Raw genomic sequence first — 26,279 nt, 5'->3', positions numbered from 1 at the left:
CATGCGTCCTGTGGTTCGCTTCACACTGGCCCAAACGGTCTTTTTCAACCTCATCTTCGTGCTGCTCATCGTGGCGGGCGCGTTCTCCGTGATGCAACTGCCCGTGGAACGCTATCCCCTGGTGAACTTCGGCAAGGTCTTCATTACGACCTTCTATCCCGGCGCATCCAGCACGGATGTTGAATCCCTTGTCACCCGCAAGCTCGAGGATGCCCTCGAGGACCTGGAAGATGTCGAATTCATCGATTCAAGTTCCTCGCATGAGACTTCACTGCTCGTGGTCAAATTCATGGACGACACAGACTACGACGGGCTCTACGACGAGCTGAGATTCAAGGTCCTGTCCATGCTGGACGAACTCCCGGACGACGTGGACCCGCCAAAGTTTACCCTGATCACGACCTCGGATTGGCTACCCGTGGTCTCCATCAACCTTGTGGGAGAACGCAATAATCGGGCGCTGACTCTCATGGCCGAAGAACTCAAGGTTCCACTCTCCCAAATCAGCGGCGTGCAGGAAGTCAAGCTCCAAGGCGAATACCAGCGCGAATTCCATGTCTATCTCGAGCCTGATCGCATGGCTGCGCTGGGCGTGACCTTCAACCAGGTCGCCGACGCCCTCCAAAACGCCAACCTCTCCATTCCGGCCGGAGACTACACCAACGAATCCGGTGATTTCGTGGTGCGGGTGGATGAAAAATTCAGGACCCGCGATCAGGTCATGGACACAGTGATCCGCAGTGATCAGGACGGCTCTTTCGTCACCGTGGCCGATGTGGCTTCGCGCGCCGAGGTAGGCTACCGCGACCCATCGGTCATTGCCTCGGTTAACGGCCAGGACTGCGTGACCCTGAAAATCATCAAGACCGAATCGGGCAATGCCTTGGACATCAAGGAGCAAGTGGACGCCATCCTGGCCGACTTCGCCCCGGCGCTGAAACAGGAGGGGGCCCAGGCCGTACTGACGCAGGACTCCACCTCCTACATCAACGATTCCATGAACACCCTGGGCTGGAACATGTTCGTGGGAATCTTACTGGTCTGCGGTATCATCTGGTATTTCATGGGCTTCCGAAACGCGGCCCTGACCACGGTGGGTATCCCCTTTTCCTTCCTGGTGACCATGATCCTGATGTGGCTCACGGACAACTCGCTCAACGAAATCACGTTGTTCTCATTCGTTCTGGTCTCGGGCATCATTGTGGACGATGCCATCGTGGTGGTGGAAAATATCTATCGCCATGTGCAGGAAGGCGTCCCGCTCAAGGATGCCATCGTCAATGGCACTTCGGAAGTCATGATCCCGGTCATTTCGGCCACCATGACAACGGTTGCGGCATTTTTGCCCATGCTGATCATGACCGGCCCCACGGGCGAATTCTTTGCGCTCATCCCTAAAGCCGTGGCCTTTGCCATCGTGGCTTCACTCATTGAATGTCTGTTTATCCTGCCCCTGCATTATTTCGACTGGGGCCCGCGCCCCAAGAAAAACGCCACCAAAGCCTCCCTGCTTGAGGAAGACAACGCCCTGCTGCGCGTGCTCAGGCGCTGGACGGATCGACTTATTGCCATAACCATGCGTTGGAGAATCTCCAGCCTGATGATCGTGCTGGCAACCTTCATCGTGGCCATCGTCATCATGGGAGTCTCCGTATCGGGAGTAGCACCGCTGATTCGCATCAAGTTCTTCCCCGATGATTACAACCTTTATTATGCCTTTATTGAAGGTCCTGCTTCCACCAACATCGAAGAAAGTTCGACCAAGGCCAAGGAAATCTCTCGCTGGGTCATGGAAGACGGACCGGGCAAGGCACGTTCTGCCGCAGCCTTTGCCGGTTTCACCATCGATGAGGATTACCAACAGGTCTGGGGGTCCAACTACGGCACCGTCATGGTGACCTTGCCCGAAAAGGCAAATCGCGACTTTGACGACCCCTTGGCGCACCTGGAAACCATGCGCAACCGTCTCAAGAAGCAGTTCGAAACGGACGGCATCCGCATCACCGTACGCGCGGAAAAAGACGGCCCTCCCTCGGGCAAAGACGTCAATGTGCGAGTGGTGGGAACCAACGAGGAATCCATTCAAGGTCTGGCCGGAGCCATCATGAACCTGCTGCGCACAGACCAGGAACTGGCCCCGAGCCTGACACAGCTTGACGACGGCCTTGGGCAATCCCAACGGGTCTTCCGGCTCGCAGTTGACCACAAACGAGCCCATGAATTCGGTCTGAATTCCGGGGACGTGGCCCTCATGGCCGGCTCGGTGCTGGACGGACGCTTCGTGGGCAAGTACCGCCTGACCGACGAAGAAGTGGACCTGAAGCTGCGCATCGCACCCGAAAGCCTGCCCACGCCCGAGGATTCCCTGCGTATCCCCCTGTTGGAACATCCATCCGGACCGGTTCGGTTGGGCGACATCACCATCCCCTCGGCCTACAACGAACCAGGCGAGTTAAGCCGCTACAAAGGACAACGCTGCCAAACCATTACAGCCAACATCAAGCCCGGTGCTCAGACGTCTTCAGCCGTTGTGGTTAACCGGGTCACCGGTTTGTACAACGAATTGCGCACCAAGTTCCCGGGAGCGACTTTGGCCTTTGGCGGTGGGCATGAAGACACCAAACGCTCATACATCTCACTGACTTACGCCTTCGGCATTGCCATGCTGATCATCTATCTGATCCTGGCCACGCAGTTCAAATCATACCTGCAGCCCACGATCATCCTCTCTGCTGTTGTTTTCTCCCTCATCGGAGTCATCTTCGGCAAGCTGTTCACCCAGTCACTCTTTACGGTCAACAGCTTCATTGCCGTCGTGGGAGTGACCGGCGTGGTCGTCAACGACTCGCTGGTGCTCATCGACTTCATCAATAAAGGCTACCAGAGTGGCCTGACCCGCCGTCAGGCCATCGAGCAAGGCATTCGCATCCGGCTCCGGCCCATCCTGCTGACGACACTGACGACATCTCTGGGCCTGTTGCCCATGGCGCTGGGCATCCCGAGCTACTCTCTGGTCTGGGGCACAATGGCCTCGACCTTTGTCACGGGCCTGGCCACGGCAACCTTCCTGACCCTGTTCATCGTGCCCGTTGAATGGGACCTGCTCATGGGACTGAAAGAACGACTGCAGCGTCGCAAAGACGCCAGGAATGCACAAAACGAGAATTCACCAAAGGCAGCCTAAACCTGCTTTGGATGAGACATGAAAGACAACGGGGCGGACCGAGATCTCGGTCCGCCCCGTTGTTGCTGGCGAAGTATTCACAAAACAATGTTCTACATTTGATTATTTTAACGAAATAGCGTTACAGACTTTTTTACGAACGTCCCATACGGCGTTGCAAAAGCAGCATATCGGCAAGCGTCAGCATGGCCATGGCCTTGAGTACCGGATTGATACGCGGGATGGCTGCGATATCATGGCGACCACCAATACGAATTGCCGTCTCGCCGCCTTGGGCCGTGCGGGTCGTCTGTTCCTTGGCAATAGAGGGGATAGGCTTCACTGCAGCCCGAACCACAATCTCCTGCCCACTGGAAAGGCCACCAAGGATGCCCCCGGCATTGTTGGAAGCAAAACCATCGGCCAGGATAGGGTCATTGTTGACACTGCCCAAGGACCTGGCTGCATCCAGCCCGGAACCAATCTCCACAGCCTTGACCGCGCCTACGCTCATCAAGGCAGAGGCCAACCGGGCGTCCAGCTTGTCAAACACAGGTTCACCCAGACCGGCTGGTACGCCTCGGGCAATGACCTCCACAATACCCCCCAGAGTATCGCCTTCGCTCTTGACCGCTGCGACACGCTGCTCCCACTCGGCAACAATTTCATCCTGTGGCGCAAAGAACGGACGGTCCTGCGCACCCCACGGATCGTTGACCTGGGCACGAATACCGCCCAATTCCAATGTGTAAGCCGTAACTTCAATCCCCACGGAAGCCAGAAAAGCACCAGCCACGGCACCACCAGCCACGCGAGACACGGTCTCACGCCCCGATGAACGACCACCACCGCGATAGTCCCGCACGCCGTACTTGGCATCGTAGGTCAAGTCCGCATGCCCGGGACGATAAACATCCATGATTTTGGAATAATCGCGCGAGCGCTGATCCTCGTTGCGCACCAGAAAGCCGATGGGCGTTCCGGTGCTGCGCCCCTCGAACACGCCGGATAGAATCTCCACTCGATCGCTCTCCTTGCGGGCCGTGGAGGCCACTCCCTGGCCGGGCTTGCGTCGGTCCAACTCGCGCTGGATCAAGGCTTCATCAAGGGCAATACCCGCCGGGCAACCGTCCACCACGCCCCCCAATCCGGGGCCATGGGACTCGCCAAAGGTGGTCAGTGTAAAGATCGATCCGAATGTGCTTCCACTCATGGTGTTCCTCCAAGTCACCTTTCCCTATCAAAATCGATTGTTGCAGGCTAGGGCGCAGCCCCTGGCAAATGCGATGTCTCCCCGGTCGGACATGCACGCCATTTTGGACCATCCATACCCGGCTTGCTCTCCATCGCCCATACTGATAGAGGGAACGCGGCGACGCAGGCGGCCCATATTAAATGGAGCCCGCCCATCGCGACGCACACATCCTTTTTTCGGAGATCATCCCATGGGACTCAGTATAGGTATCGTCGGACTCCCCAACGTCGGCAAGTCCACCCTGTTTAATGCGCTGACCAAGGCGCAGAACGCCGCCAGCGCGAACTACCCCTTCTGCACCATCGAGCCCAACAAGGCCGTAGTACCCGTGCCCGATGAACGACTGGGCAAGCTGACCGAACTGGTCAAGCCCCAGCGCGTGCTGCACTCCACGGTGGATTTCGTGGACATCGCCGGATTGGTCAAAGGGGCCAGCAAGGGTGAAGGTCTGGGCAACAAGTTCCTGGCCAATATCCGCGAATCCAACGCCATCCTGCACGTGGTGCGCTGCTTCGAGGATGACGACGTGGTGCACGTGGACGGTAGTGTCGACCCCGCCCGCGACATCGACGTCATCGAAACCGAGCTGATCATGGCTGACGTGCAAAGCCTGGAAAACCGCGTTGAGCGCATGTCCAAGCAACTCAAGGGTGACAAGACCCTTGGGCCCAAGCTGGAGATGGGCAGGAAGATGCTGGCGCATCTGAACGAGTTGCAGCCGATTTCCAGCTTTCCCGAACGCGACACCACCGTCGCCCGCGAACTGATCAGGGAAATGGCGATGATCACCGCCAAGAACGTCATCTACTGCTGCAACGTGGACGAGGACACCCTGACCGAAGACAATGCCTCTGTCGCAGCGGTTCGCGAACTGGCTGAGCAGCGCGGTGCCGAAGTCCTGAAGATCAACGCCAAAATGGAAGAAGATTTCGTGGGACTGGAAGAAAGCGAAATCGACGAGTTCCTGGAAAGTTACGGCGTCACTGAATCCGGCCTGACCAAAATCATCCGCCGGGGCTTCCACTCCCTGGGACTGATCAGCTACTTCACCGCCGGGGTCAAGGAAGTCCGCGCCTGGACCATCGAAGACGGTTTTACCGGCCCTCAGGCCGCTGGCGTGATCCACACGGACTTCGAGCGTGGTTTCATCCGGGCCGAGGTCATTGCCTACGACGATTATGTTGCCAATGGCACTGAGGCCGCCTGCCGTGCCAAGGGTGTGTTGCGCGTGGAAGGCAAGGACTACGTCGTCAAGGATGGCGATGTGATGCATTTCCTCTTCAACGTCTAGGGGCATTGCGTCCATCATCCAGCGACAGGTTCGTCGCTTCAAAACGGACAACACCTCGCGTATGCCTCAATACGCATCGGTCTTGTCCGTTTTTTGCTCCTGCCTCTCGCAGGTGCTGAACGCAATCCCCAACGAACAAGGAAAACAGACGAGAAGACACCAACCTACACCCAAGCGCGAACACAACGCCCGAGGATCAGAGCCCCACATATTCTGAATTACCCGGAAGGTCGCCCGTATGGAATTTTTTCTCCATGGGGCGTTCAAAAATCACGAGTGCAAAGCGCGAGTAACTTGGAAACCCGACGTGTACAAAACGGTACACGAGGGCTTACAAATTCAGCAGCAACGCAGCAATCGCAAGAATTTAAACGCCTCAGAAGGAACTGTCATGCTGGATAATCTAACCATCGTCCTATTTAATCCCAAGTTCCCCGAAAACATCGGCAGCGCTGCCCGTGCCTGCGTGAATATGGGCTGCGCCAACATCATTGCCGTGACCCCGCGCAATTGGAACCTGGACAAAGCCGCCCTGCTGGCCACCACCAAGGGCGCTGAAATCCTGCGCAACATGCGCATCGAAAACGACCTGCCCACAGCCCTGGCAGGCTTCTCCCATGTGTATGGGACCACGGCGCGCATCGGCGGCTGGCGCAAGGGGCTACTCTCACCGGCCAAGGCTGCTGTAAAAATCAATGAGCAGCGCGCCCAAGGCGGCATTGCCATTGTCTTTGGCCCCGAAGATCGCGGCCTGACCAATGCAGAGACAGAAATCTGCCATGATCTGATCACCATCCCCACCGTGCCCGAGGCCAGCTCCCTGAACCTGGCCCAGGCAGTACTTGTCGTGCTGTATGAATGCTTTGCACGCTCCATGGAAAGTCGGAGCAGCGCCCCGCCACAACCGTCCGCGTCCAATCTGACCACCCACGAGGAACAGGAACTGCTGTTTGGCACCATGCAGGAGACATTGCTCTGTATCGACTACATCAAGCAGGACAACTCGGACTACTGGATGTTGCCCATACGTCGCTTTCTAACCCGCAGCCCCTTGAAGCGCCTTGAATTCAACATGCTCATGGGAGTCTGTCGTCAGGTCAAATGGATTGCGGACAAGGCTCGGGGGCAGGCCCTTCCCGAAACAAACACCCCCTCTGATGATTCAAAATAAAACAGGCCACCCGGAAAAATCGGGTGGCCTGTTTTATTGTCATCCTGTCATCCACATGTGGTAAAACTCATCGCCATCTGGCCCTGCGGACAAAAAAAGGTCGCTGGCGGGGGATCCAGCGACCTTTTCAACACTCTCTATCAAGGTCTACAGGCTGTCTTTGAGACCCTTGGCGACAGAGAATTTCACAACTTTACGAGCGGGGATCTTGATGGCTTTACCCGTCTGGGGATTGCGGCCAGTGCGAGCGGCACGCTCAGAGACGGTAAAAGAACCAACCCCGGGCAGACGCAGGCGACCACCGGCATGCAGCTTGTCGGCAATCACCGAGCAAAATTTGTCAAAAGCCTTCTCGGCCGCCGCCTTGGTAGGAAAAACTTCTGGCAGCTCATCCTTCAGGGTCTCGATAAACTGAGCTTTGGTGAACATCAAACATCCTCCTAAATTATAAACAAACATATCGGAATTTCGGGCGTTCAGTTCGCCCCACGAAAATCCCCTATGAGTGGCTTGCACTCCCTTCGCAAACCCTATGCGGTTCGCAAGAAATCTTGTCAAACCCCATTTCACACGGTTTATGGCTTATTCACAGCTCACTTCAGATTCAAAAGAGCCCCAAAACAACTCACTCCTCCTTCATCCATGAACAATCGAGAATCATTCTAAATTCTTACAAATCCAGTTTTCACCATATTTTTCAGGTTACTACGCGCCACCACTCATTCCTCAGGATGGGAAAAAGCATCGCAACCCCCACCAACCGTGTACTAAGACGGCTGACATATCAGTAAAGCTGTGGACAAAAACTTTTTTTGCAGTTTTTTATTCACATGTTGAAACATGGGCAAAAACTCAAATTAAGGCGGATTATTCCAAGCTCTGAGCGCATAATAAAAGAGCCTTGGATCATTCTCTGATCCAAGGCTCTTCAGTATAGAAACCATCAATAACTTGACTAAAAGACCTCGGCTTCAAACCAGAAAATCGAGGCCTTGGGGTCACGCCAGGTGTCGGGAGGCAAGCCCGCCTTATGGCACGTCTGAGCCAGGAATTGCTCTCGGCTCCAATTCCATTCCACCGGCACCTGGGGCAGAAGCAACCCTGAACGCCCGGCATGGTTGATCAGCAGTCCGTGGCGCCCAACCTCCACCAGCGCGGGGTCGGTGCACTGCGTCAATGGAGAAAGGATGGAAATCTCCAATTCGAGTTGCTCAAACTCCTGCTCTTGCAATGGAGAAAAACGAGGGTCCTGGAAGGCTGCGGCCTGAGCCATCTCCCATATGGTATCCCAAAGCGGGGCGTCACCTACCACATGCCCGATACAGCCCCGAAGGTTGTCGTCCAGATGCAGGGTCACAAAGGCGCCAAAAGGCTGCTTGAGCTTGTCGTTGGGGGCCACGGGAGAGGCGATTCCCTGCTGCGGGAACAAACGGCTGGCGATGGAAAGACGAACAAGGTCCTTGAGGGCCTGTTTTTCCTCATCCGTCAGACTAAACTGAAATTGCTCCGCCATGACTCCTCCCACTGCATAACAGTCTGGAACAAATAGAACCGCCACTCGAGCGCAATCCGCAGGAAATAGCGAAACGCGCGATTCGAGGATGGATAAAGCTCGCCGGCCTGTAGCCGTCAGGCGATGTTTCGAGCCCCCACGGCTATCGAAAGCAACGCTGCACCAATGACGATGCAAGAGTTTGATCTGTTCACAGAGGCAAAGGAGGCGGCGCGCTAGAACCCCTCTTCCAGAGGCGGATTGACCAACCCAGGCTTGGTGATTGGGGCCTTGGGCTTGCCCGCATCCGCCACAAAGACGTGACGGTCTTTGACCGTCACCCTGCCTTCGGCCAACCACTGCAGGGCCTGAGGATAGATACGGTGCTCAAATTCCAGAATACGCGCCCCGAGAGCATCGCCGTCCTCGCCGGAAAGGACCGGCACCGCTGCCTGAACGATCACAGGGCCATGATCCATGATTTCGTCCACAAAGTGCACGGTGGCCCCTGAAATCTTGACCCCGTAGTCCGCTGCATCACGCTGCCCATGGCACCCTGCGAAACTGGGCAACAAGGCAGGATGAATGTTGACGATGGTCTTGAAGGCATTGATGAAAACCGAGGTCAACAGACGCATGAATCCGGCCAGCACCACGATATCCGCTCCGCAGGCATTGATCTTTTCCACCATGGCAGCGTCGAAAGCCTCACGCGACTCATAAGCCGTGTGGTCCAGAGCAACTGAAGGCAGCCCGTGCTTTTCGGCGCGGGTCAATCCATACGCATCCGGTTTATTGGACAGCACAAGCTTGATCTCGGCATCCAGAGCGCCATCCTCGATACGATCGATGATGGACTGCAGATTGGAACCGCCTCCGGACACCAGGACTGCCAATTTCAGGGCCATGAATGACTCTCCTCGGAGAAGTACTCTAATTTACTCAGGCTTCCTGTCTTCAAAGCACACACCGAATCAGCGCTTGGGCTACTCAAAAATGTGCGAAAACAAGGCGCAGGGGAAATCATAGACCGACGCGTATTCAAACATACGCGAGGTTTTGATTTCCTCACAGCAACGTCGTTGGCGTGCGTTTTTCAGCAGCCCACCACCCCACTAATCGTTGGCCAGGGCCGCAGCCAGAGCCGGAATGGTGTAGTCCTCGGGCTGAATATCAGGTGTGAACCCGTATTCGGCCAAGGTCTTCGCGGTCACCGGGCCAATGCAGGCCAGCTTCACATCTGGATACTGCTTCAGCTTCTCCGGAGCAAGGAGCTGGAAGAAATTCTCGACCGTGCTCGAGCTGGTGAAGGTGACATAGTCAATATCACCGGCATCCAGCTTGGCGACAAGCTCCTCGGGGCCGTCCTCGTTCAGCCCTGTCTCGTAGACGGGCAGAACGGTCACATCCGCACCGGCCTTGGAGAGTTCCTCGGGCAGGACTTCGCGGGCAACCCTGGCCCGGGGGATAAGCACCTTGGTGCCCTGACCCACACCACGCTCGATAAGCCCGGCCACCACGGATTCAGCCACATACTTGGGCGGCACGAAATCGGGGCGTACACCACGCGCCACAAGAGCCTCAGCCGTCGCAGGGCCAATGGCAGCCACTTTGCGACCACCCAGCACTCGGGTATCCAGCCCCATACCATCCAACTGCTCCCAGAACTTGAGAACGCCGTTGACCGAGGTGAACACCAGCCAATCATAGTTCTCGATCTGCCCGATGGCGGCCTGGACCTCAGCGTAATCCGGCAGGGGATTGATCTCGATGGTCGGGAACTGGAAGGCGCAGGCACCCATCTCGCGCAGGGTATCGGCAAAACCGCTGGCCTGCTCACGCGCACGGGTCACGACAACGCCCTTGCCCATCAGCGGGCGCTTCTCGAACCAGGACAACTTGTCCGCCAGGGAGCAGACTCCGCCCACAATGATAATGCTCGGAGCCTTGAAGCCACGGCGCGCAGCCTCGTCAGCCACTGTCTCCAGCGTGGCGACCATGGATTCCTGGGTGCAGCGGGTGCCCCAACGCACCAAAGCAGCAGGGGTCTTGGGATCACGCCCACCGGAAATCAGCTTCTCGGCGATCATGGGCAGATTGCCCACGCCCATGTAGAACACCAGAGTCGAGGTAGACTTGGCGTACACATCCCAGTTGTGGCCGCTCTTTTCCTTGGTGGGATCCTCATGCCCGGTGATGAAGCAGACAGAGGTGGTGTGGTCACGGTGGGTCACCGGAATGCCTGCATAGGCAGCCGCAGCCACGCCAGCAGTAATGCCGGGGACAACCTCGAAGGTCAGGCCCGCAGCGATAAGCTCTTCGGCCTCTTCACCACCACGCCCAAAAACATACGGATCGCCACCCTTCAAACGGGCAATGGACTTGCCCTGGCTGGCGCGGTCCACCAGCAGATCGTTGATCTTGTCCTGGGGCAGGGTGTGATCACCACCCTTCTTGCCGACATAGATGATCTCGGCATCGGGCCGGGCGTAGCTCAGGAACTCCGCATTGGCCAGATAGTCGTAGACAACGATGTCGCAGGTCTCGATGAGTTCCTTTGCCCGGACAGTCAGCAGGCCCGGATCACCGGGGCCGGCACCAATCAAATATACGTCTGCCATGAGTAGGTCCTTCGGTTGGAGCGGGGATGATCGGGGCAGTCCATCATTGCGCGGACTCCCCCGATTCCCTTCCAAGTATTGCTAAGGGTTCGGGACTGTTCCCTCTAATTTCCAGCCGCGTCGGCCAATCGCTTGCGCAGGTCACTCAGCTTGTCGAGTTTCTCCCGGAACATGACGGCCTTGGCGCGTTCACCTTCAACAACTTCAGCCGGAGCCTTGTCCGTGAAGCCCTTGTTGGAGAGTTTCTTCTCGACACCGCCAAGGGTCTTCTCGATCTTGCCCATCTCCTTGTCCAGACGGGCCAGTTCGGCGTCGAAGTCCACAGCGCCGGTCAACGGCACGAACAGTTCGTTGCCCATGACCACGTTGGAGGCCGAGGCCTTGGGCCCCTCAACTTCCGCTCCAGCGGACACGCTACCGACCCGCGCCAGGGAGCGAATCAGGTCCTGATGCTCCAGGATAAACGCGGCATCCTCGTCGCATGCGGTCTTGACCAGCAGTTCCAGCTCCAGGGACGGCTTGATGTTCAACTCCGCACGGATGGTGCGAACGCTGGTGATGACTCCGGTCAGAAGTTCCATCTGTCCGGCCACACTCTTGTCCAGCAGCTCGGGCCTGCGCTCGGGATACAGTTCGGCGGCCAGGTTTGCACCGTCCTTGCCGGGCAAGGTGGCGTAGATCTCCTGAGTGATAAACGGCATGATGGGATGCGCCAGGGTCAGGATCTCGGTCAAGGCGGTGTAGAGCACGGTCTGAGCCACGGCCTTGGCCTGCTCGTCGTCTCCATTCAGATCACCCTTGATCAGTTCCAGATACCAGTCACAGAATTCGTTCCAGGTGAACTTGTAGATGCCCTGAGCCGCATCGTTGAAGCGATAGGCGGCAATGGACTCGGCCATCTCATCCTTCATCTCTTCCAGACGCGAGAGCATCCAACGGTGATACACGGCCTTGGCATCGGCAAGATCAGCCTTGGGGGCCTCGTCAGGCAGGTTCATCATGGCAAACCGCGCGGCGTTCCAGATCTTGTTCATGAAGTGGCGATAGCCCTCGATACGATCCTCACTGAGCTTGATATCGCGACCCATGGCCGCAAATGCCGTCAGGGTGAAGCGCAGGCTGTCCGTGCCGTATTTGTCGCACATCAGAATCGGATCAATGACGTTGCCCGTGGACTTGGACATCTTCTTGCCTTCGGCGTCGCGCACCAAGGCGTGGATGTACACATCATTGAAGGGCACGTTGTCCATGAACTGGATACCCATCATCATCATGCGCGCCACCCAGAAGAACAGGATGTCAAACCCGGTGACGAGACAGGAGGTTGGGTAAAAAGCCTTCAGCTCCTCGGTCTCGTCGGGCCAGCCCATGGTCGAGAACGGCCACAAAGCCGAGGAGAACCAGGTGTCCAGAACGTCCTCGTCCTGCACCACCGGCCCGCCGCACTTGGGACAGCATTCGGGGTCTTCACGCGGCACGATCAACTCGCCACATTCCTCGCAGGTCCAGGCCGGGATACGGTGGCCCCACCACAGCTGACGCGAGATGCACCAGTCACGGATGTTATCCAGCCAGTGAAAATAGGTCTTTTCCCAGGTCGCGGGCAGGATGCGGGTCTTACCGCTGGTCACGGCCTCGCCTGCCTTCTCGGCAAGGGGTTTCACAGCCACGAACCACTGGGTGGAGACATGCGGCTCAACCACATTCTTGCAGCGGTAGCACTCACCCACGTTGTGGTCGTGTTCCTCGATCTTCACGAGATGGCCCTGCTCTTCCAGCAGCTTCACAATCTTCTCGCGGGCCTCGATGATGCCCAGGCCACGGAACTCCTCGGGGGCATTGTCATTGAGCTTGCCCTCGTCGGTGAACACACTCATGGTCTCGAGGTTGTGCTTGCGGCCCAGTTCCCAGTCGTTCATGTCGTGGGCCGGGGTGACCTTCAGGCAACCGGTACCGAACTCGCGGTCCACGTACTTGTCGCCAATGACGATCAGCTTGCGGCCTATGACGGGCAGCACGGCGTATTTGCCAATGTGCTCATTGAAACGGTCGTCTTCGGGGTGCACGGCAATGGCGGTATCTGCCAGCATGGTCTCGGGACGGGTGGTGGCGATGATCAGGTCGCCCGAGCCGTCGGAAAGGGGATAGCGGATGTGATAGAGGTGGCCCTTGTGTGCGGCGTGCTCGACTTCGTCATCGGCCAGGGCGGTGTGGCAGCGGTTACACCAGTTGATGATGTAGTCACCCTTGTAGATCAGGCCTTCCTCGTAGAGACGCACGAACACCTGACGCACGGCGCGGGACAGGCCCTCATCCATGGTAAAGCGCTCGCGGGTCCAGTCCACTGAGGCACCCATGTGACGGATCTGATTCAGAATCTTGCCGCCGTATTCCTCTTTCCACTCCCAGACACGCTCAATGAATTTTTCGCGGCCCAGGTCCTCGCGGGTCAGGTCTTCGGTGGCCAGCTTGCGTTCCACCACGTTCTGGGTGGCGATACCGGCATGGTCCATGCCCGGCACCCAGAGCACCTTCTTGCCCAATTGACGGGCGTGGCGACACAAAATATCTTGCAAGGTCAGGTTCAGGGCGTGACCGATATGCAGCTGTCCTGTAACGTTGGGCGGGGGAATAACGATGGAATAAGGCTCGCCTTCGGCGTCCATATCGGGCGTAAACGTCTTGTTCTCGATCCAGAACTCACGCCATCGGCTCTCGACTTCTTCCGGTTCGTAACCCTTGGGCAAGGATTTAGTGGCCATCAAACAGCTCCTTATCTTCACTTTCTATCGAAATTTCCTTAGGAATGGACTGATACTATGAACGCGGCACGGAAACCCCCGCGCCGCGCGGACTCACAGCCTAATGAGCGCACCAGCAATGTCAAGCATCTATATCTATTGGGACGAGTCACATCTCTGGGGTCTTTTGGTCTGGCGGGCGCTTCGCGCCTTCGGCCTTCCGTACCGTCTCGTCCGTGCCAAGGAGATATCCCAGGGGCTGCTGTCTCGCAAGCCCCCGGTGGCCCTTGTGGTGCCTGGCGGAATGGCCCGACGCAAGTTCGAACTGCTGGGCGATGAGGGAGTCCGGGAGATTCAGGATTACGTCTCAGGTGGCGGCGTCTATTTCGGATTCTGCGGCGGTGCTGGCCTGGGCCTGACCGGCAGGCACGGACTGGGACTCTGCCCCTGGAAACGACGCGCCTTCACGGACCGCCTGCAACATGCCATGAGCGGCCATATGCGGGTCCGCCCGGCACGGGACAACGCCCTGACCCCCCAAACCTTGAGCGAGGCTCCGCTGCTGCCCGTATGGTGGCCCGCACGCTTTGAGCCTTCGCCCGACGACGGTGTCAACGTTCTGGCCGCCTATCAGGCCCCCGGCCCGGACTTCTGGGTGGCCGACATCCCCTTGGACAGCATCCCTCGAGGCGCTCTGGATGATCTGGAGACCATTCACGATCTGTCCATCTGGCCGCACTTCATGGTGGATCAGCCCTGCCTTGTGGAAGGACACTATGGGCAGGGACGCTACGTGCTCAGCTACACACACTTGGAAACACCGGCCTCGCGCGATGCCAATCTCTGGCTGGCACACCTGATCCACAAACTGACGGGCCTATGCTCACGTGATGGCGCAGCCCTGACCCCGGCCTGGAATCTGGAAGCCCTGCCCCGGCGCTGGGCCGACGAGGATGGCGGTGAAGATCTGGCCCGGGCAAAAGCTGGGCTGGAAGGCAGCATCCGCGAAGGCAGCCAGGAAATGCTCTTTTTCCAGCGCAACTCATGGCTGCTGGGTTGGCGGCGCGGCATCCCCGGCGCAAGCCTCAACGCCCTGTATTCCATGGTCTGCCAGGCGCAATCCATTTCGCCCTGTGCCGAAGCCCAATCCTATTGGCACGAGCAGGCCCCCCGATTCCTGGAAACGCTGGAACTGTTCCGCCACGGCCTGACCGGTTACCTGCTCTCGGAACGACTGGCCATGACCACCTCGGGGACCAACAACGCCATCCCTGAAAACGTACTCTCCGAGCAGCGCATGGCCCTGTTCGGCAGCCGCATGAGTCATGGCGGCATCTTTGCCGAACTCATCAGCGTGATGGACGAACTGTTGTTCCTGACCCTTACGGGTGACACCCAATAGACCCGGCCACGGAGGCAGGACATGTCCACTACTGAAAATCCCACCTATTTCGAGCGCACGATGCGTGTCATTCTGCCTCTCGGGATATGCGCAGCCCTGATCTGGCTGGCGCAGTATCTGTCCGACGCCCTTGTCCCGTTCTGCATCGCGCTCTTGGCCGCGTACCTGATGAACCCGCTGGCAGAACAACTGGAGAAGGTGATCAAGAACCGGGCTGTTGCCGTGCTGGGGACGCTCATCATCGTGGTTGGATTCTTCGCTGCCACCATGGCCCTGACCGCCCCGTTGATCACTGGCGAAGTGGCACACATGGGGCGCCTGTTGTCCGAGGTGATGCAGAATTCCGAGTTGGCCGAACGTGCGGCCAAGCACCTGCCGCCGGATGTCTGGCAGGCAGTCAAGGATGTGGCCTCCCGGCCCGAGATCCAGGACCTGTTCAAGGGCGGTGACGCCTTGGCCATGGCCAAGGCCGTGCTCGCCAAGGTACTGCCCGGAGTCTGGGGTGTGATGCGCGGTGCCGCCGGGCTGCTGGCCGGGCTGGCCGGACTGGTGGTGGTGCTGCTTTACACCGTGTTCCTGATGCTGGATTACCGGCGCGTACGCGAGAACTGGGTAGAGATCATCCCTCCGGCGCAACGTGAACTGGTCCTGGCCTTTGCCGAAGATTTCCAGGCAGCCATGAGCCGCTACTTCCGGGCGCAGGCCGCAGTGGCTGCCTGCGTGGGCATCCTGTTCGCCATCGGCTTTTCGCTCATTGGACTGCCGCTGGGTATCCTGCTGGGGTTGTTCATCGGCCTCTTGAACATGGTGCCCTATCTGCAACTGGCCGGGTTCGTGCCTGCCTTCTTTCTGGGCACCGTGCACGCCCTGGAAACCGGAACAGGCTTATGGACCGTCTTCGGATTGATCATTACGGTCTTTGCCGTGGTCCAGCTCGTTCAGGACGCCGTACTCACCCCGCGCATCATGGGGCAGGCCACAGGGCTGTCCCCGGCTGTAATCCTGCTGTCCCTGTCCATCTGGGGCAAACTACTCGGCATGCTGGGCATGCTCATCGCCATTCCCATGACCTGTCTGCTCTGGGCCTGGTATCAGCGCTATGTAACCCAAGGGGCTGAGCCAACAACCTAAGTCCAAGGCTGAACTACAGCATCAATAAAGAAAGCCGCGCCCCTTTCGGAGCGCGGCTTTGTCATTTGCATATCTCACTGACCAACCAGACGGCACTCACATCGAAAACCGCTCAAAAACGGTCGGATGCTAGGCGTGCTGGGCCAGCTTGCTAGTTGGTCTTGCGGATCTGATACTTGCCGTCGTCACTCCGTACGATTTCCAGATCAAACTGGCGGATGACGGTTTTGAGCGGACGGCCAAAGAAGAAATTCATCTCCTCTTCACCGGTCTCGGTCTTCTCGGCAAAGGCCGAGCGGAAAGCGGCGTCCCACAGAATCTTGTCCGCCAACTGGGAACCGGCAGCCTCATCACCCTTGATGAAGGCAATCGCCAACGTCTCGATCTCGGCCACAGGAGCCTGGGCCTCGTGGGTGGCGATCAGTTCTGCCAGACCACTGCCCTCGGGCACGATATCCAGACGAGTCAGGCGATCCTTGGTGTACATGGCTTCCAGATCCTCGGGAGCCCAGCAATTGAAGATGCTGCACTCGGCAGGACGATCCTCGTAGATGGTGCAGGCTTTCTCGTCGTCATCATAGACCAGGCAGGTCCAGCGGCTATCGCCGATGCCCCGAATCTTGACGATTTCCTCGTCCAGTGGCAGCAGGCCACCCTGGATCTGCTCCTGGACCAACTCACCCTTGCGCAGGGTATACACCTGGCGGTAATTCAGGATTCCATCCTTGAACAGCCGCAGGTCTTCAGCATGCAGCGCCGGGCCACCCTTGATGCAACAGGTCCCACAGCGCTCACAGAATGTTCTTTTATCAATGCGTTCGGCTTCATTCATCCGTATTATCCTCCTCGAAATGTGACCTGTGTTGGCTACCCCATGAACGCCCCGGAAGCAAGGGGCTTGCCTCCGGCACGTGAAAACAGGAACACGCCTTGCCGCCAACCCCGTAGCCCTGCTATTCTTGGTCGTCATTCTCCAAACACTCTGCCAACCGGATGAAACATGGAACTGCCTCAACTGACTTCGGACATGATCATGGTGCTTTGCCTTGTGGGCATCACCGTTTTTCTGTTCCTGACCGAATGGTTGCGCGTGGACGTGGTTGCCATCCTGATCATGGTGGCTCTGCCACTGCTCGGCCTCATTGAAGGCCGCGACGCCTTTGATGGCCTGTCCAGCAACGCCGTCATCTCCATCATTGCCGTGATCATCATGGGCCGAGGCCTGGACCATACAGGAGTCATCAGCATGCTGATGAAACCGCTGATGCGTATGGCAGGGAAAAGCAAAAGCCGAATCCTGGTTCTCCTCGCTGGAACCGTAGCCGTAATCTCGAGCTTCATGCAGAACGTTGGGGCTGCGGCGCTGTTTTTGCCAGCCATCCGCAGGTTGTCTCGCCATTCCGGCATTCCCATCGCCCAGTTACTGATGCCCATCGGCTTTTCAGCCATCCTGGGTGGCACCATCACCCTGGTGGGCTCCAGCCCACTGATCATGCTCAACGACCTGATGCGCCCCTACGACCTGCCGCCATTCAATCTGTTCAGCGTTGTTCCGGTCGGTCTGGCCCTGGTAGCCTCTGGAATCCTCTACTTTATCATCGCTGGACGATTCGTGTTGCCAAGGCAGCCAACCGATGCCTCGGCCCAGTCCGACGACCAGGATTTAATGATCTTTTACCCCGAACTTGGCTCACTGCACGAGTTCCAGGCTCCCCGTGACCTTTCGGAAGACCTGCACATCTACAACCTTTGCGAAAGCTTCAATATTCACACCGTGGGCCTGGCCATGCGCGGTGGCCGTGACATGATGACCCCGCCGGACAGAGACATGCGCATCCAGCCCGGAGCAATTCTGGCCGCCTTCGGCACGGACGAACAGATGCAAAACCTGCGCAAGACGCATGGATTCATCATCAGACGTGAGTTGAAGCTCTTTGCAGATTCAATGTCCGACGATGTCTCGGGAGTCGTGGAAGCCCTGATTCCCCAGCACTCCGACTTCATCGGCAAGTCCATTGCCGACATCCGCTTCAGGCACAATCACCTGATGACCCCGCTGTCCCATACCCGAGGCAACGACACCATCACCACCGGCTTCTGGAACAAGACCCTGCTGGCCGGTGACTCCATCCTGATGCACGGATCGTGGGAAAGCTTCCACCGCATGCGCCCACGACGTGACATTCTCTTCGCCCAGTCCCTGGATCACGAGGTGCTACATCCCGAGCTGGCCGTGCGCGCCTTGGGAGCCTTTGCCCTGTCCACCCTGCTGATCATCTTCACGGACCTGACGCTGTCGGTATGCCTGATGACCGGTGCCTTGGGCATGATTCTGTCACGTGTGCTGACTATCGATGAAGCCTATCGCGGAGTGGATTGGCGGACGGTCTTCCTGCTGGGCGGACTGATCCCACTGGGTTCGGCCATGCAAAGCACGGGTACAGCGGCTTGGCTGGCTTCGAATCTGATGGCTATGGTAGGCACGCCTTCCCCCACCGTCTTCATCTTCATGGTGGGCCTGCTCTCCACCATCTTCACGCTCGTGGTTTCAAATGTGGGTGCTGTTGTGCTGCTCGTACCACTGGTGGTGGGCATGTCCGCCCAGGTGGGTGCCGACCCAAGAATGGCCGCAATGGTGGTCGCGCTAGCGGCGTCCAACTCCTTCGTGCTGCCCACACATCAGGTCAATGCCTTGTACATGGGGCCGGGTAACTATTCGAGCCGCGACTTTCTAAAGGCCGGAACCCCCCTGACCCTCATCTTCCTCATCGTGATGACGGCCATGGTCAGCCTCTTCTACTAGTCGGGCTATTCCAGAACGGTCAGCGGCGTTCCAACAAATGATTGATGTGAGCATACTTGGCAGGTGTCGACTCACTTCTTTAGGCCCTTCAAAAATGATTAGATGCAAGGTGCAAGATCAATTCAAGGCCGGAGTGTCTCTTCCAAGACATGAGGATTTTAATTGATCACAGCAACAAAGCAGATGGCCATATTTCAACGGCCCAAGGAACAGACGGCGCGGGCATAGTTGTGACAGGTATCATCATGGTGGGAGATGAACCCCAACTCCGTATCAGCAGACCAGGACTGGATAAACGTCCGGCGATCGCAGGACCATAGCCTGGTGCGCGAAGTGTCGAACACGGGTTGAACGCAGAAATCACTGCCCTGGGTCACAGGAGTCAACAAGGTCTTCAACTCTTCCACCGTGGGCAATCGCCATGCCGAGCACCCCGCATACGATTCGGCATTCAACCCCTGAACGTAGGCCTGAGCCTCGCCCCTTGTCAGTGGATATTCACTCGCGCCCTGCTCCCAGAGCAAGCCGCTGCTCTGGTCCAGCACGGTGTCGTCTCCCCGGTCCTTGAATTCATTACGGCTGTATTGCCGCGGTCGCCACAACTCATCCAGCCCCAAGGCCTCGGGACCGGCATGAGGACCGGTCTTGATCGGCTCCGAACGGGGGAACTCAGGCTGCCCTTTGCCCCCCTCTGCGCCCATTGCGGAATCATTCAATTCCGGCGGCAAGGCACAGGAGTTAGCGCTACGCGCACGCCATTCATCCATCAGTCCATCCAACGCCTCGATCATTTCTCGCGCACTCTGGAACCGTTCAGCAGGTGTCTCGGCCACGGCACGGGACAGAAACTTATCCCAGTCGTCATCCAGGTCTGGATTACAGGCGCTGGGCGGATCGCAGGAGAGTTGGGGCAAACGCCCGGTAAGCATACGCTGGAACATGACCCCAACGGAAAACAAATCCGCGGTGGGCCCAACGGCTTCGGCATCCTCTTCCTGTTCTGGCGGAGCATAATACGGTGAGCCCACCTTTTCCGAACCATGCAATTGCAACGGCTCATGGCGCAGTTTGGACAGACCAAAATCAATAATCCGCACCCCGCCGGACGATGTGAGCAGCAGATTGAAAGGCTTCATGTCGCGATGCACGATTCCGGCGGCATGCAGACGGGCCAACCCTTCCAATGTCTGACGGACGATATCAGCAGCACGGTCGATGCGTAGAACTCGGGACGGAGCTTCCACGCGATAGGTCTCGCCAATCACCGCGCCCACGTTGTTGCAGAAATAATCCATGATGAAAAACGAACGCCCTCGTTCATCACGTTCCAAATCCCAGACCGTGGCGATATTCTCGTGATTCAACCCGGCCATGGTTCGTGCCTCGGCTTCGAAACGCCGGGTCAGTTCATCCATGCCCACGATGGCTTCAACCATATCCATTGGCGCCAGCAACTTGAGGGCAACGATATGCCCAAGCTCGGGATGCCGGGCCTTGTATACCGTGCCCATGCCACCCCGGCCCAACAGCCCCAAAATCTGATATTTGCCGATGGTCTTCATAGCCGTTGAATCCTCATTAAAGACTGATTTACCACGACGGCTTTTCCCTTTTCTGACATCAACCCACCAAGTCCTGTTGAGCATCCTTTTCGCTGTTCATGAATGGTCAACTACGAGGCGCAAAAGACCATCACGGGGAAGACCTGCTGCCGTTAATCAGTCGTCTGCTTTACGGATACAGAGAGCGACGCTGTGAGCAGCAATACATGAAAATTTGATTGTCTCGCAGCAGCAAAGCAGAGAGCCATCAAGGGACAGCGTTTTTATAATTCGCTCAAAACGAGTCGGATGCAATTCTTTGAGGTAACAAAGCAGACGACTTATTTTTAGCGAATTTACAGATTGCCGGGACCGGAGAGACGCATGGCATAGGTCCCCGGAATCCCCCGAGCGATAATCCGCCGGGCAACGCTCTGATAGTCATATTCCACGGAGCGGACCTCGATATCCCAGACATCGGCGTCAAAAAGAACGTATTTAGCGTGATAATTAAAGTCGTCACGAGGTTGGCCCACACTGCCCACGTTCAGGATGTGTTTGGCCAGAGGATTGAGACGTGTTCGCCCAAGCGGCAACTCCTTGCGCGAAACCTCAAGCCCATCCCACTCCACATGCTCAAGCATATGCGTATGGCCCACAAAACAGATCGCCATCACCATCGACGAAAACGCCTGCTCCAGCTTTTCGTTATTGGCCTGATAAAGGTAGAAAAAGGCATTGTCCTTGGGAAAACCGTGCACAAACCGGTAGCGGTCAAAGGCGATGGAGGTGGGGAGCGTGGCTAGCCACTGGCGGGTTTCTTCTGAAATCAATGAGTCTGTAATGTCCACGGCCTTACGTGAACTCGTATTAAACCAACGTTTGGCCTTGTCGCTCAACATGGCCTGTTCATGGTTGCCGAGCACTGAAGGAATGCTTCGCGCGCGCATCAGATTCACGCACTCCTCTGGATCCGGGCCATAGCCCACGATGTCACCCAGATGCAGGGCTCTGTCCACGCCCTGCTCATCCATATCGGCAAGAACAGCCTCAAAGGCAGTCAGGTTGGCGTGTACATCCGAAAGTACGGCAAAGCGCATCAGCTAGCCCTCCTTCCAGGCCTCAGCTGTCTTCACGAAATTTTCTGCCCACCAGGGGGTGCCCAGGGCGTGAATATGAGTATAGCAGGCAAAGGTATTGCGCACCATATATCCATCGAAACCACCGATCATTCCCGTACCTCGCTCCATGCGTAACGCCATGGGCAAGGCATCGGCAGTGGCATCGCTCAGACACTGCGAGTAGTGAAACTCGTGTCCCACAAGTACCGAGCCCTTGGGGTGATAGGGATTGTCTTGCAGCACTTCGGCCCGGACATACCCCAAGCCATGCGGACGCTTGCAAAGATCGGTTCGTACCGGGATGACCCCTGCCATGGGCCAGGTCTTGTCTCCCCAGGTCACGCTTTCAGTCAGAAACATGAATCCACCGCACTCGGCATAAATCGGTAGACCGGCCTCGGACAGGGACCGTACTCGCTGCCCCATCTCGCAGCGCGAGGCCAAATCCTCGGCCAGGGTTTCGGGAAAACCGCCGCCCAGGTACAGACCATGAATCTCCGGCCAGGGCGAATCGTCAAGCAGGGACAATTCCACCAGCTTGGCACCAGCACGGGACAAGGCTTCCAGGTTTTCCTCATAATAAAACCACAGGGCAGCATCACGCACATAGCCGATGGTCACTTCGGCAGGCTTGGAGGCCTCCGGCCACAGCGGTGCAACACCGGTCAGCGGCCCTGCAGAGCAGGCCAACTCCCAGATGCGCTCAAGATCGCAATTGTCACGCATGAGACGAGCCAGATTGGACAGAATTTCTTCCTGCCCATCGTATTCTCGATTGGAGATGAGGCCCATGTGCCGTTCCGGGATAGGGTCCGGCGAAATTTTCGGGAGTGCCCCAAGTACGGGCACATCCGTGTATTGCTCAATGGAGCTGGTTAAAATGGAGCGGTGCCTTTCGCTGGCGGTACGGTTCAGAATCACGCCGCCCAGGTTCACTCCGTCCTCGAATCCGGCTATTCCGGAGAGCACGGCAGCGGCAGTGCGGGTCATCTTGGTGCAGTCCATGGACAAGAGAACCGGGGCATCAAGAATGCGCGCCAACTCTGCCGTGGAACAACTCCCGTCTACATCCATACCATCATACAACCCCCGATTCCCTTCGATCACGGCGACATCCGCCAAATGCGCGCGATGCGCAAACAACGAACGAATGGTCTCTGGCTGCATGAAATAGGGATCAAGATTCGATGATGGACGACGGGCAGCAAGGCCGAGCCAGACCGCGTCAATGTAGTCAGGTCCCTTTTTGAAAGGCGAAACGGTCTTCCCGGCTTCGCTCCAGGCACGGGCCAGGCCCAAGGAATTGATTGTCTTGCCAGCGCCGCCAGACAGACCCGTCACCACAAGACGAGGGATGGAAATGTTGCTCACGATTTAGGCTGCTCCTACAACAAAGCCGATTCTGACGGGTCCCCAAGAGGTGGCCCGCAAGAATCGGCTAAGAACCTTTCATCAACCCAATGAAGGGCACTCAGGAAAAACCAAAGACAGCGTCTCTGGAATCTTCCCCAAGGGGCAAAGAATGGTCTAGTCTTCGCCTTCGCTAGCGTGCTGTTTGCCAGCACCCTTGACGCCGTACATGGTGGTGGAACCGGAGGACCAGAATTCCAGTACCTCTTCGTTCACCAGCATGGTCAAAATCTTTTTGACGGCACGGCCCTTTTCATCGGGGAAAAGCTTGGTGAAGTCGTTGAAATAGAACTTCGTCTTGTTCTTGGAATTACAAAATTCCAGAATTTTTTCTTTCGCTTCAGCAGCATCCAACGGCATAGAAACGCCCCTTTTTAGTCGGGGCGCAGGTTACCCTGCGCCCCGGATTATTTAGCTAGCTGATTACCACTTGAAGTTCGTGGTCTGGCGCCAAGTGTAGTAGGCGGGATCACGGAAGTCATCAATGAGGTGCTCAGTGAACTCCAGGTCACACTTCTCGAAGAAGCGCTCCCAACCGATGCGCTCAGCCCAGTCACCAAGACGCTCGTACTTGCGGGCGTCCTTGGAGTAGGCATCCACGATCTGGCGGATCACCTTGGCCAGTGTAGGCCAACGCGGGGGCTCGTTCGGGATGAAGGCAACAACAACCTTGGAGAACTTGGGGTTGCTGATACGGTTGGAGATCTTACCACCAGCCATGATGACCAGGCCGTCGCCTTCCTTATCGGAAAGCGGCAGGGAAGGACACATGGTGTAGCAGTTACCGCAGAACATGCAGCGTTCCTGCTTGATGGCCACGGACTTGACTTCCTTACCGTTCACTTCGGTCTTGGTAGGACGAATGGCGCCCAGAGGACAAGCGGAAACGGCCAGAGGAATCTCGCACAGGTTGTCGAGGTACTCGTGGTCAATCAGGGGCGGCTTGCGGTGGTAACCCAGGATGGCGATATCGGAGCAGTGCACCGCGCCACACATATTCAGGCAGCAAGCCATGGAGATACGCAGCGGAGCGGGCATGTTGTGCGAGCCAAAGTCCTCGAAGAACTCGTCCATGACTACCTTAACGGTACCGGACGCGTCAGTCGCGGGGGTGTGGCAGTGCACCCAGCCCTGGGTGTGCACGATGTTGGTGATACCAGCACCGGTTCCGCCAACGGGGAACTTGTAGGAGCCAGCCTCGAACTTGCGACCGTTCAACTCGGCCTTCAGGGCCAGAGCCTCGTCCTTGGTGTTAACCATGAACTCGACGTTGTTACGAGTGGTGAAGCGAACGTAGCCGCCACAGAACTCATCAGCAATGTCGCAGATCTCACGGACCATGGTCACGGACATCAGACGAGCGCCACCGCAGCGAACGGTGTACACTTCATCGCCGGACAGGCCCTTGTGCATCAGCACGCCAGGCTCGATGATTTCATGGTAGTCCCATTTGCCGTAGTTGTCTTTGAGGACAGGCGGCAGGAACTGGTCATACTTACGAGGACCGATGTCCGTGATACGGTTTTCCATCGGTTTTTTGGGATCATACCCAGTGGAAATGAATGCCATTTTTTGGACCCCCTATCTCTGGTGTCTCTTACGGAACTCGTTGACGTCGCGCTGCCAGCCACCCTCAACATCCTCTTCTTTCCAGAAGATGTAGGGGTTAGTACGGGGCTCTTGGACGTGACGGGCATCGGCCTTGATATTGGTAACTTCCAGCATCTTCTGGAAGCCCATGCGACGGATCGTTTCACCGATACGCTCACGGTTTTTACCTTCTTCCATCCACCAATCCCACAGGTTCTCAACGACTTCGGTAACCTCTTCGTAATCGCCCTGAACAGGAACGAAAGGCACGAGCAGGGAACCCATCTGAGCGCCATCCAGGATCGGGGCCTTGGCACCGACGAAGATGGAAGCACCAGTCTCAGCACCAATCTTCAGGGCGCGAGGCATGGTGTTGATGCAATGCATGCAGCGGTAGCATTCCTTGTTGTCGATGTTCAGCTTGGAACCATCGTAGGACATGCAGCCGGTGGGGCAGAGGTCAACCACTTCCTTGACGATGTCGAACTTACCCCAGTCACGACTGGAGTGGGCACCGGCGTTGGGAGCGAACTCACCGTTGACGTAGGCAGCAACAGCGTCCTGGTCAATACGGATGTCGTCTTTCCAAGTACCGATGACGGAGAAATCGGAGCGGGCAATGGAAGCCACGCAGCCGTTCGGACAACCGTCAAACTTGAACTTGAACTTGTAGGGGAACGCGGGACGGTGAAGTTCGTCCTGGTACTCGATGGTCATGTGGTAGCACAGGGCAGCCACATCGTAACATGCGTACTCACAACGAGACTGGCCGAGGCAGTCAGCGGGGGTACGCAGGTTGGAACCGGAACCACCGAGGTCGGTGTTCAGGTCATGGGTCAGGGTATGGAAGATTTCCTCGAGCTGAGGAGTCGTGGTACCCAACCACACCAAGTCACCGGTAGCGCCGTGCATGTTGGTCAGACCGGAACCACGGAAGTCCCAGAGATCCATCAGTGCGCGGAGGTACTCAGCGGTGTAGTATTTACCGGAAGGCTGCGCCACACGAACGGTGTGGAAGTGAGCCACGCCGGGGAACATCTCGGGCTGGTCACAGTAACGACCGATAACGCCGCCGCCGTAGCCAAAGACACCGACGATGCCGCCGTGCTTCCAGTGAGTCTCGCCATCCACGTAGGACATCTCGAGAATACCGAGGAGGTCGTCACAGACGTCCACGGGGATCTGATACTCGACGCCATCGGGATTAGCATGCCTGTGATCGGCTTCCTGTTTGATGTCGGACACAAAGCTAGGCCAGGGCCCAGACTCTAATTGGTCCAACAACGGAGTTGGATGTTTTGCCATTCTACTACCTCCATTGTCTGAATAGATGTTTCTGCCTCATCAAAAATCAGCCACCCCCGGACTCTCTCCTTGACGGGAGCGTCTGGTCGTAGCGTTGTCCCGGCCTCTTTAACACGCGCCAATGACATTGGCGGAGTCGCCAAGGCACGTCGTGAACAAATTCACAACAAAAAAGCCTATCGGACGCTAGGAAGAAACCCAATCTTTGTCAACCCAAAATGCCCGCGCACATTGACTAAACA

General features: G+C 57.3%; 19 protein-coding genes. 6 read left to right on the top strand and 13 right to left on the bottom strand.

Annotated features, from left to right (window positions below; all coding sequences use genetic code 11):
- Position 1 precedes the first annotated feature (1 nt).
- A complete protein-coding gene (locus EL361_RS15345) occupies positions 2-3,184 on the top strand; it encodes an efflux RND transporter permease subunit (RefSeq protein ID WP_126380826.1) in 3,183 nt (1,060 codons plus the stop codon).
- A 133-nt stretch (positions 3,185-3,317) separates the two neighbouring features.
- Here the strand turns inward: EL361_RS15345 and aroC are convergent, their stop codons facing one another.
- A complete protein-coding gene (aroC, locus tag EL361_RS15340) occupies positions 3,318-4,376 on the bottom strand; it encodes a chorismate synthase (protein WP_126380825.1) in 1,059 nt (352 codons plus the stop codon).
- Positions 4,377-4,608: 232 nt separating this feature from the next.
- On the opposite strand from aroC, the gene ychF reads away from it, so the two are divergent.
- Complete coding sequence (gene ychF / locus EL361_RS15335) at positions 4,609-5,709, top strand: redox-regulated ATPase YchF (protein WP_126380824.1); 1,101 nt, start codon at positions 4,609-4,611, stop codon at positions 5,707-5,709.
- 391 nt (positions 5,710-6,100) lie between these two features.
- Positions 6,101-6,880 (top strand): RNA methyltransferase, encoded by a 780-nt coding sequence (locus EL361_RS15330; protein ID WP_126380823.1) that lies wholly within the window; start codon positions 6,101-6,103, stop codon positions 6,878-6,880.
- A gap of 147 nt (positions 6,881-7,027) precedes the next feature.
- Here the strand turns inward: EL361_RS15330 and EL361_RS15325 are convergent, their stop codons facing one another.
- The 5 genes from EL361_RS15325 to EL361_RS15305 form a co-directional block, all read right to left on the bottom strand.
- Positions 7,028-7,309, bottom strand: coding sequence for an HU family DNA-binding protein (locus EL361_RS15325; RefSeq protein ID WP_126380822.1), 282 nt, complete (start codon positions 7,307-7,309; stop codon positions 7,028-7,030).
- A 526-nt stretch (positions 7,310-7,835) separates the two neighbouring features.
- Positions 7,836-8,393 (bottom strand): AmmeMemoRadiSam system protein A, encoded by a 558-nt coding sequence (gene amrA, locus EL361_RS15320; RefSeq protein WP_126380821.1) that lies wholly within the window; start codon positions 8,391-8,393, stop codon positions 7,836-7,838.
- A gap of 215 nt (positions 8,394-8,608) precedes the next feature.
- The gene (gene purN / locus EL361_RS15315; RefSeq protein WP_126380820.1) at positions 8,609-9,280 is read right to left on the bottom strand and encodes a phosphoribosylglycinamide formyltransferase; all 672 of its coding nucleotides are present in this window, start codon (positions 9,278-9,280) and stop codon (positions 8,609-8,611) included.
- Between the two features lie 207 nt (positions 9,281-9,487).
- Positions 9,488-10,993 (bottom strand): uroporphyrinogen-III C-methyltransferase, encoded by a 1,506-nt coding sequence (gene cobA, locus EL361_RS15310; protein WP_126380819.1) that lies wholly within the window; start codon positions 10,991-10,993, stop codon positions 9,488-9,490.
- A gap of 104 nt (positions 10,994-11,097) precedes the next feature.
- Positions 11,098-13,755: a valine--tRNA ligase gene (locus tag EL361_RS15305; protein ID WP_126380818.1), complete on the bottom strand. Its 2,658-nt coding sequence runs from the start codon at positions 13,753-13,755 to the stop codon at positions 11,098-11,100.
- A gap of 118 nt (positions 13,756-13,873) precedes the next feature.
- Here EL361_RS15305 and EL361_RS15300 point away from each other — a divergent pair, with 118 nt between their 5' ends.
- A complete protein-coding gene (locus EL361_RS15300) occupies positions 13,874-15,136 on the top strand; it encodes a BPL-N domain-containing protein (RefSeq protein ID WP_126380817.1) in 1,263 nt (420 codons plus the stop codon).
- A 21-nt stretch (positions 15,137-15,157) separates the two neighbouring features.
- Positions 15,158-16,267 carry an AI-2E family transporter gene (locus EL361_RS15295; protein ID WP_126380816.1) on the top strand — a complete coding sequence of 370 codons (1,110 nt, stop codon included), beginning with the start codon at positions 15,158-15,160 and terminating at the stop codon, positions 16,265-16,267.
- Positions 16,268-16,418: 151 nt separating this feature from the next.
- Here EL361_RS15295 and EL361_RS15290 read toward each other — a convergent pair whose 3' ends face one another.
- The gene (locus tag EL361_RS15290) at positions 16,419-17,099 is read right to left on the bottom strand and encodes a YkgJ family cysteine cluster protein (RefSeq protein WP_172961788.1); all 681 of its coding nucleotides are present in this window, start codon (positions 17,097-17,099) and stop codon (positions 16,419-16,421) included.
- A gap of 168 nt (positions 17,100-17,267) precedes the next feature.
- Between EL361_RS15290 and EL361_RS15285 the strand changes: the two genes are divergently transcribed.
- Positions 17,268-19,070: an SLC13 family permease gene (locus tag EL361_RS15285; protein WP_197723440.1), complete on the top strand. Its 1,803-nt coding sequence runs from the start codon at positions 17,268-17,270 to the stop codon at positions 19,068-19,070.
- 194 nt (positions 19,071-19,264) lie between these two features.
- On the opposite strand, the gene EL361_RS15280 is transcribed toward EL361_RS15285, so the two are convergent.
- The 6 genes from EL361_RS15280 to dsrA form a co-directional block, all read right to left on the bottom strand.
- Positions 19,265-20,632 (bottom strand): protein kinase domain-containing protein, encoded by a 1,368-nt coding sequence (locus EL361_RS15280; RefSeq protein WP_172961787.1) that lies wholly within the window; start codon positions 20,630-20,632, stop codon positions 19,265-19,267.
- A gap of 335 nt (positions 20,633-20,967) precedes the next feature.
- Positions 20,968-21,711, bottom strand: coding sequence for a metallophosphoesterase family protein (locus EL361_RS15275; protein ID WP_126380813.1), 744 nt, complete (start codon positions 21,709-21,711; stop codon positions 20,968-20,970).
- A 3-nt stretch (positions 21,712-21,714) separates the two neighbouring features.
- Positions 21,715-23,094, bottom strand: a complete 1,380-nt coding sequence (locus tag EL361_RS15270) for a cobyrinic acid a,c-diamide synthase CobB (protein ID WP_126381526.1) — start codon at positions 23,092-23,094, stop codon at positions 21,715-21,717.
- Between the two features lie 165 nt (positions 23,095-23,259).
- Positions 23,260-23,502: a dissimilatory sulfite reductase D family protein gene (locus tag EL361_RS15265; RefSeq protein WP_126380812.1), complete on the bottom strand. Its 243-nt coding sequence runs from the start codon at positions 23,500-23,502 to the stop codon at positions 23,260-23,262.
- A 63-nt stretch (positions 23,503-23,565) separates the two neighbouring features.
- Positions 23,566-24,711, bottom strand: a complete 1,146-nt coding sequence (gene dsrB / locus EL361_RS15260; RefSeq protein WP_126380811.1) for a dissimilatory-type sulfite reductase subunit beta — start codon at positions 24,709-24,711, stop codon at positions 23,566-23,568.
- Between the two features lie 12 nt (positions 24,712-24,723).
- A complete protein-coding gene (gene dsrA / locus EL361_RS15255; RefSeq protein ID WP_126380810.1) occupies positions 24,724-26,037 on the bottom strand; it encodes a dissimilatory-type sulfite reductase subunit alpha in 1,314 nt (437 codons plus the stop codon).
- Positions 26,038-26,279 lie beyond the last annotated feature (242 nt).

Source organism: Desulfovibrio ferrophilus, assembly GCF_003966735.1.
In the GTDB taxonomy this organism is placed as follows: Bacteria; Desulfobacterota; Desulfovibrionia; order Desulfovibrionales; family Desulfovibrionaceae; genus Desulfovibrio_Q; species Desulfovibrio_Q ferrophilus.
This window is presented reverse-complemented; position numbering and strand designations above follow the sequence as displayed.

Excerpts from the sequence above, each read along its gene's own strand:
- EL361_RS15280 (WP_172961787.1), bottom strand. The coding sequence starts at position 20,632 with ATGAAGACCATCGGCAAATATCAGATTTTGGGGCTGTTGGGCCGGGGT.
- EL361_RS15295 (WP_126380816.1), top strand. The coding sequence starts at position 15,158 with ATGTCCACTACTGAAAATCCCACCTATTTCGAGCGCACGATGCGTGTC.
- EL361_RS15325 (WP_126380822.1), bottom strand. The coding sequence starts at position 7,309 with ATGTTCACCAAAGCTCAGTTTATCGAGACCCTGAAGGATGAGCTGCCA.
- EL361_RS15305 (WP_126380818.1), bottom strand. The coding sequence starts at position 13,755 with ATGGCCACTAAATCCTTGCCCAAGGGTTACGAACCGGAAGAAGTCGAG.
- EL361_RS15330 (WP_126380823.1), top strand. The coding sequence starts at position 6,101 with ATGCTGGATAATCTAACCATCGTCCTATTTAATCCCAAGTTCCCCGAA.
- amrA (WP_126380821.1), bottom strand. The coding sequence starts at position 8,393 with ATGGCGGAGCAATTTCAGTTTAGTCTGACGGATGAGGAAAAACAGGCC.
- dsrA (WP_126380810.1), bottom strand. The coding sequence starts at position 26,037 with ATGGCAAAACATCCAACTCCGTTGTTGGACCAATTAGAGTCTGGGCCC.
- aroC (WP_126380825.1), bottom strand. The coding sequence starts at position 4,376 with ATGAGTGGAAGCACATTCGGATCGATCTTTACACTGACCACCTTTGGC.
- cobA (WP_126380819.1), bottom strand. The coding sequence starts at position 10,993 with ATGGCAGACGTATATTTGATTGGTGCCGGCCCCGGTGATCCGGGCCTG.
- EL361_RS15290 (WP_172961788.1), bottom strand. The coding sequence starts at position 17,099 with ATGAATGAAGCCGAACGCATTGATAAAAGAACATTCTGTGAGCGCTGT.
- EL361_RS15285 (WP_197723440.1), top strand. The coding sequence starts at position 17,268 with ATGGAACTGCCTCAACTGACTTCGGACATGATCATGGTGCTTTGCCTT.
- EL361_RS15300 (WP_126380817.1), top strand. The coding sequence starts at position 13,874 with ATGTCAAGCATCTATATCTATTGGGACGAGTCACATCTCTGGGGTCTT.
- ychF (WP_126380824.1), top strand. The coding sequence starts at position 4,609 with ATGGGACTCAGTATAGGTATCGTCGGACTCCCCAACGTCGGCAAGTCC.
- EL361_RS15265 (WP_126380812.1), bottom strand. The coding sequence starts at position 23,502 with ATGCCGTTGGATGCTGCTGAAGCGAAAGAAAAAATTCTGGAATTTTGT.
- EL361_RS15345 (WP_126380826.1), top strand. The coding sequence starts at position 2 with ATGCGTCCTGTGGTTCGCTTCACACTGGCCCAAACGGTCTTTTTCAAC.
- dsrB (WP_126380811.1), bottom strand. The coding sequence starts at position 24,711 with ATGGCATTCATTTCCACTGGGTATGATCCCAAAAAACCGATGGAAAAC.
- purN (WP_126380820.1), bottom strand. The coding sequence starts at position 9,280 with ATGGCCCTGAAATTGGCAGTCCTGGTGTCCGGAGGCGGTTCCAATCTG.
- EL361_RS15275 (WP_126380813.1), bottom strand. The coding sequence starts at position 21,711 with ATGCGCTTTGCCGTACTTTCGGATGTACACGCCAACCTGACTGCCTTT.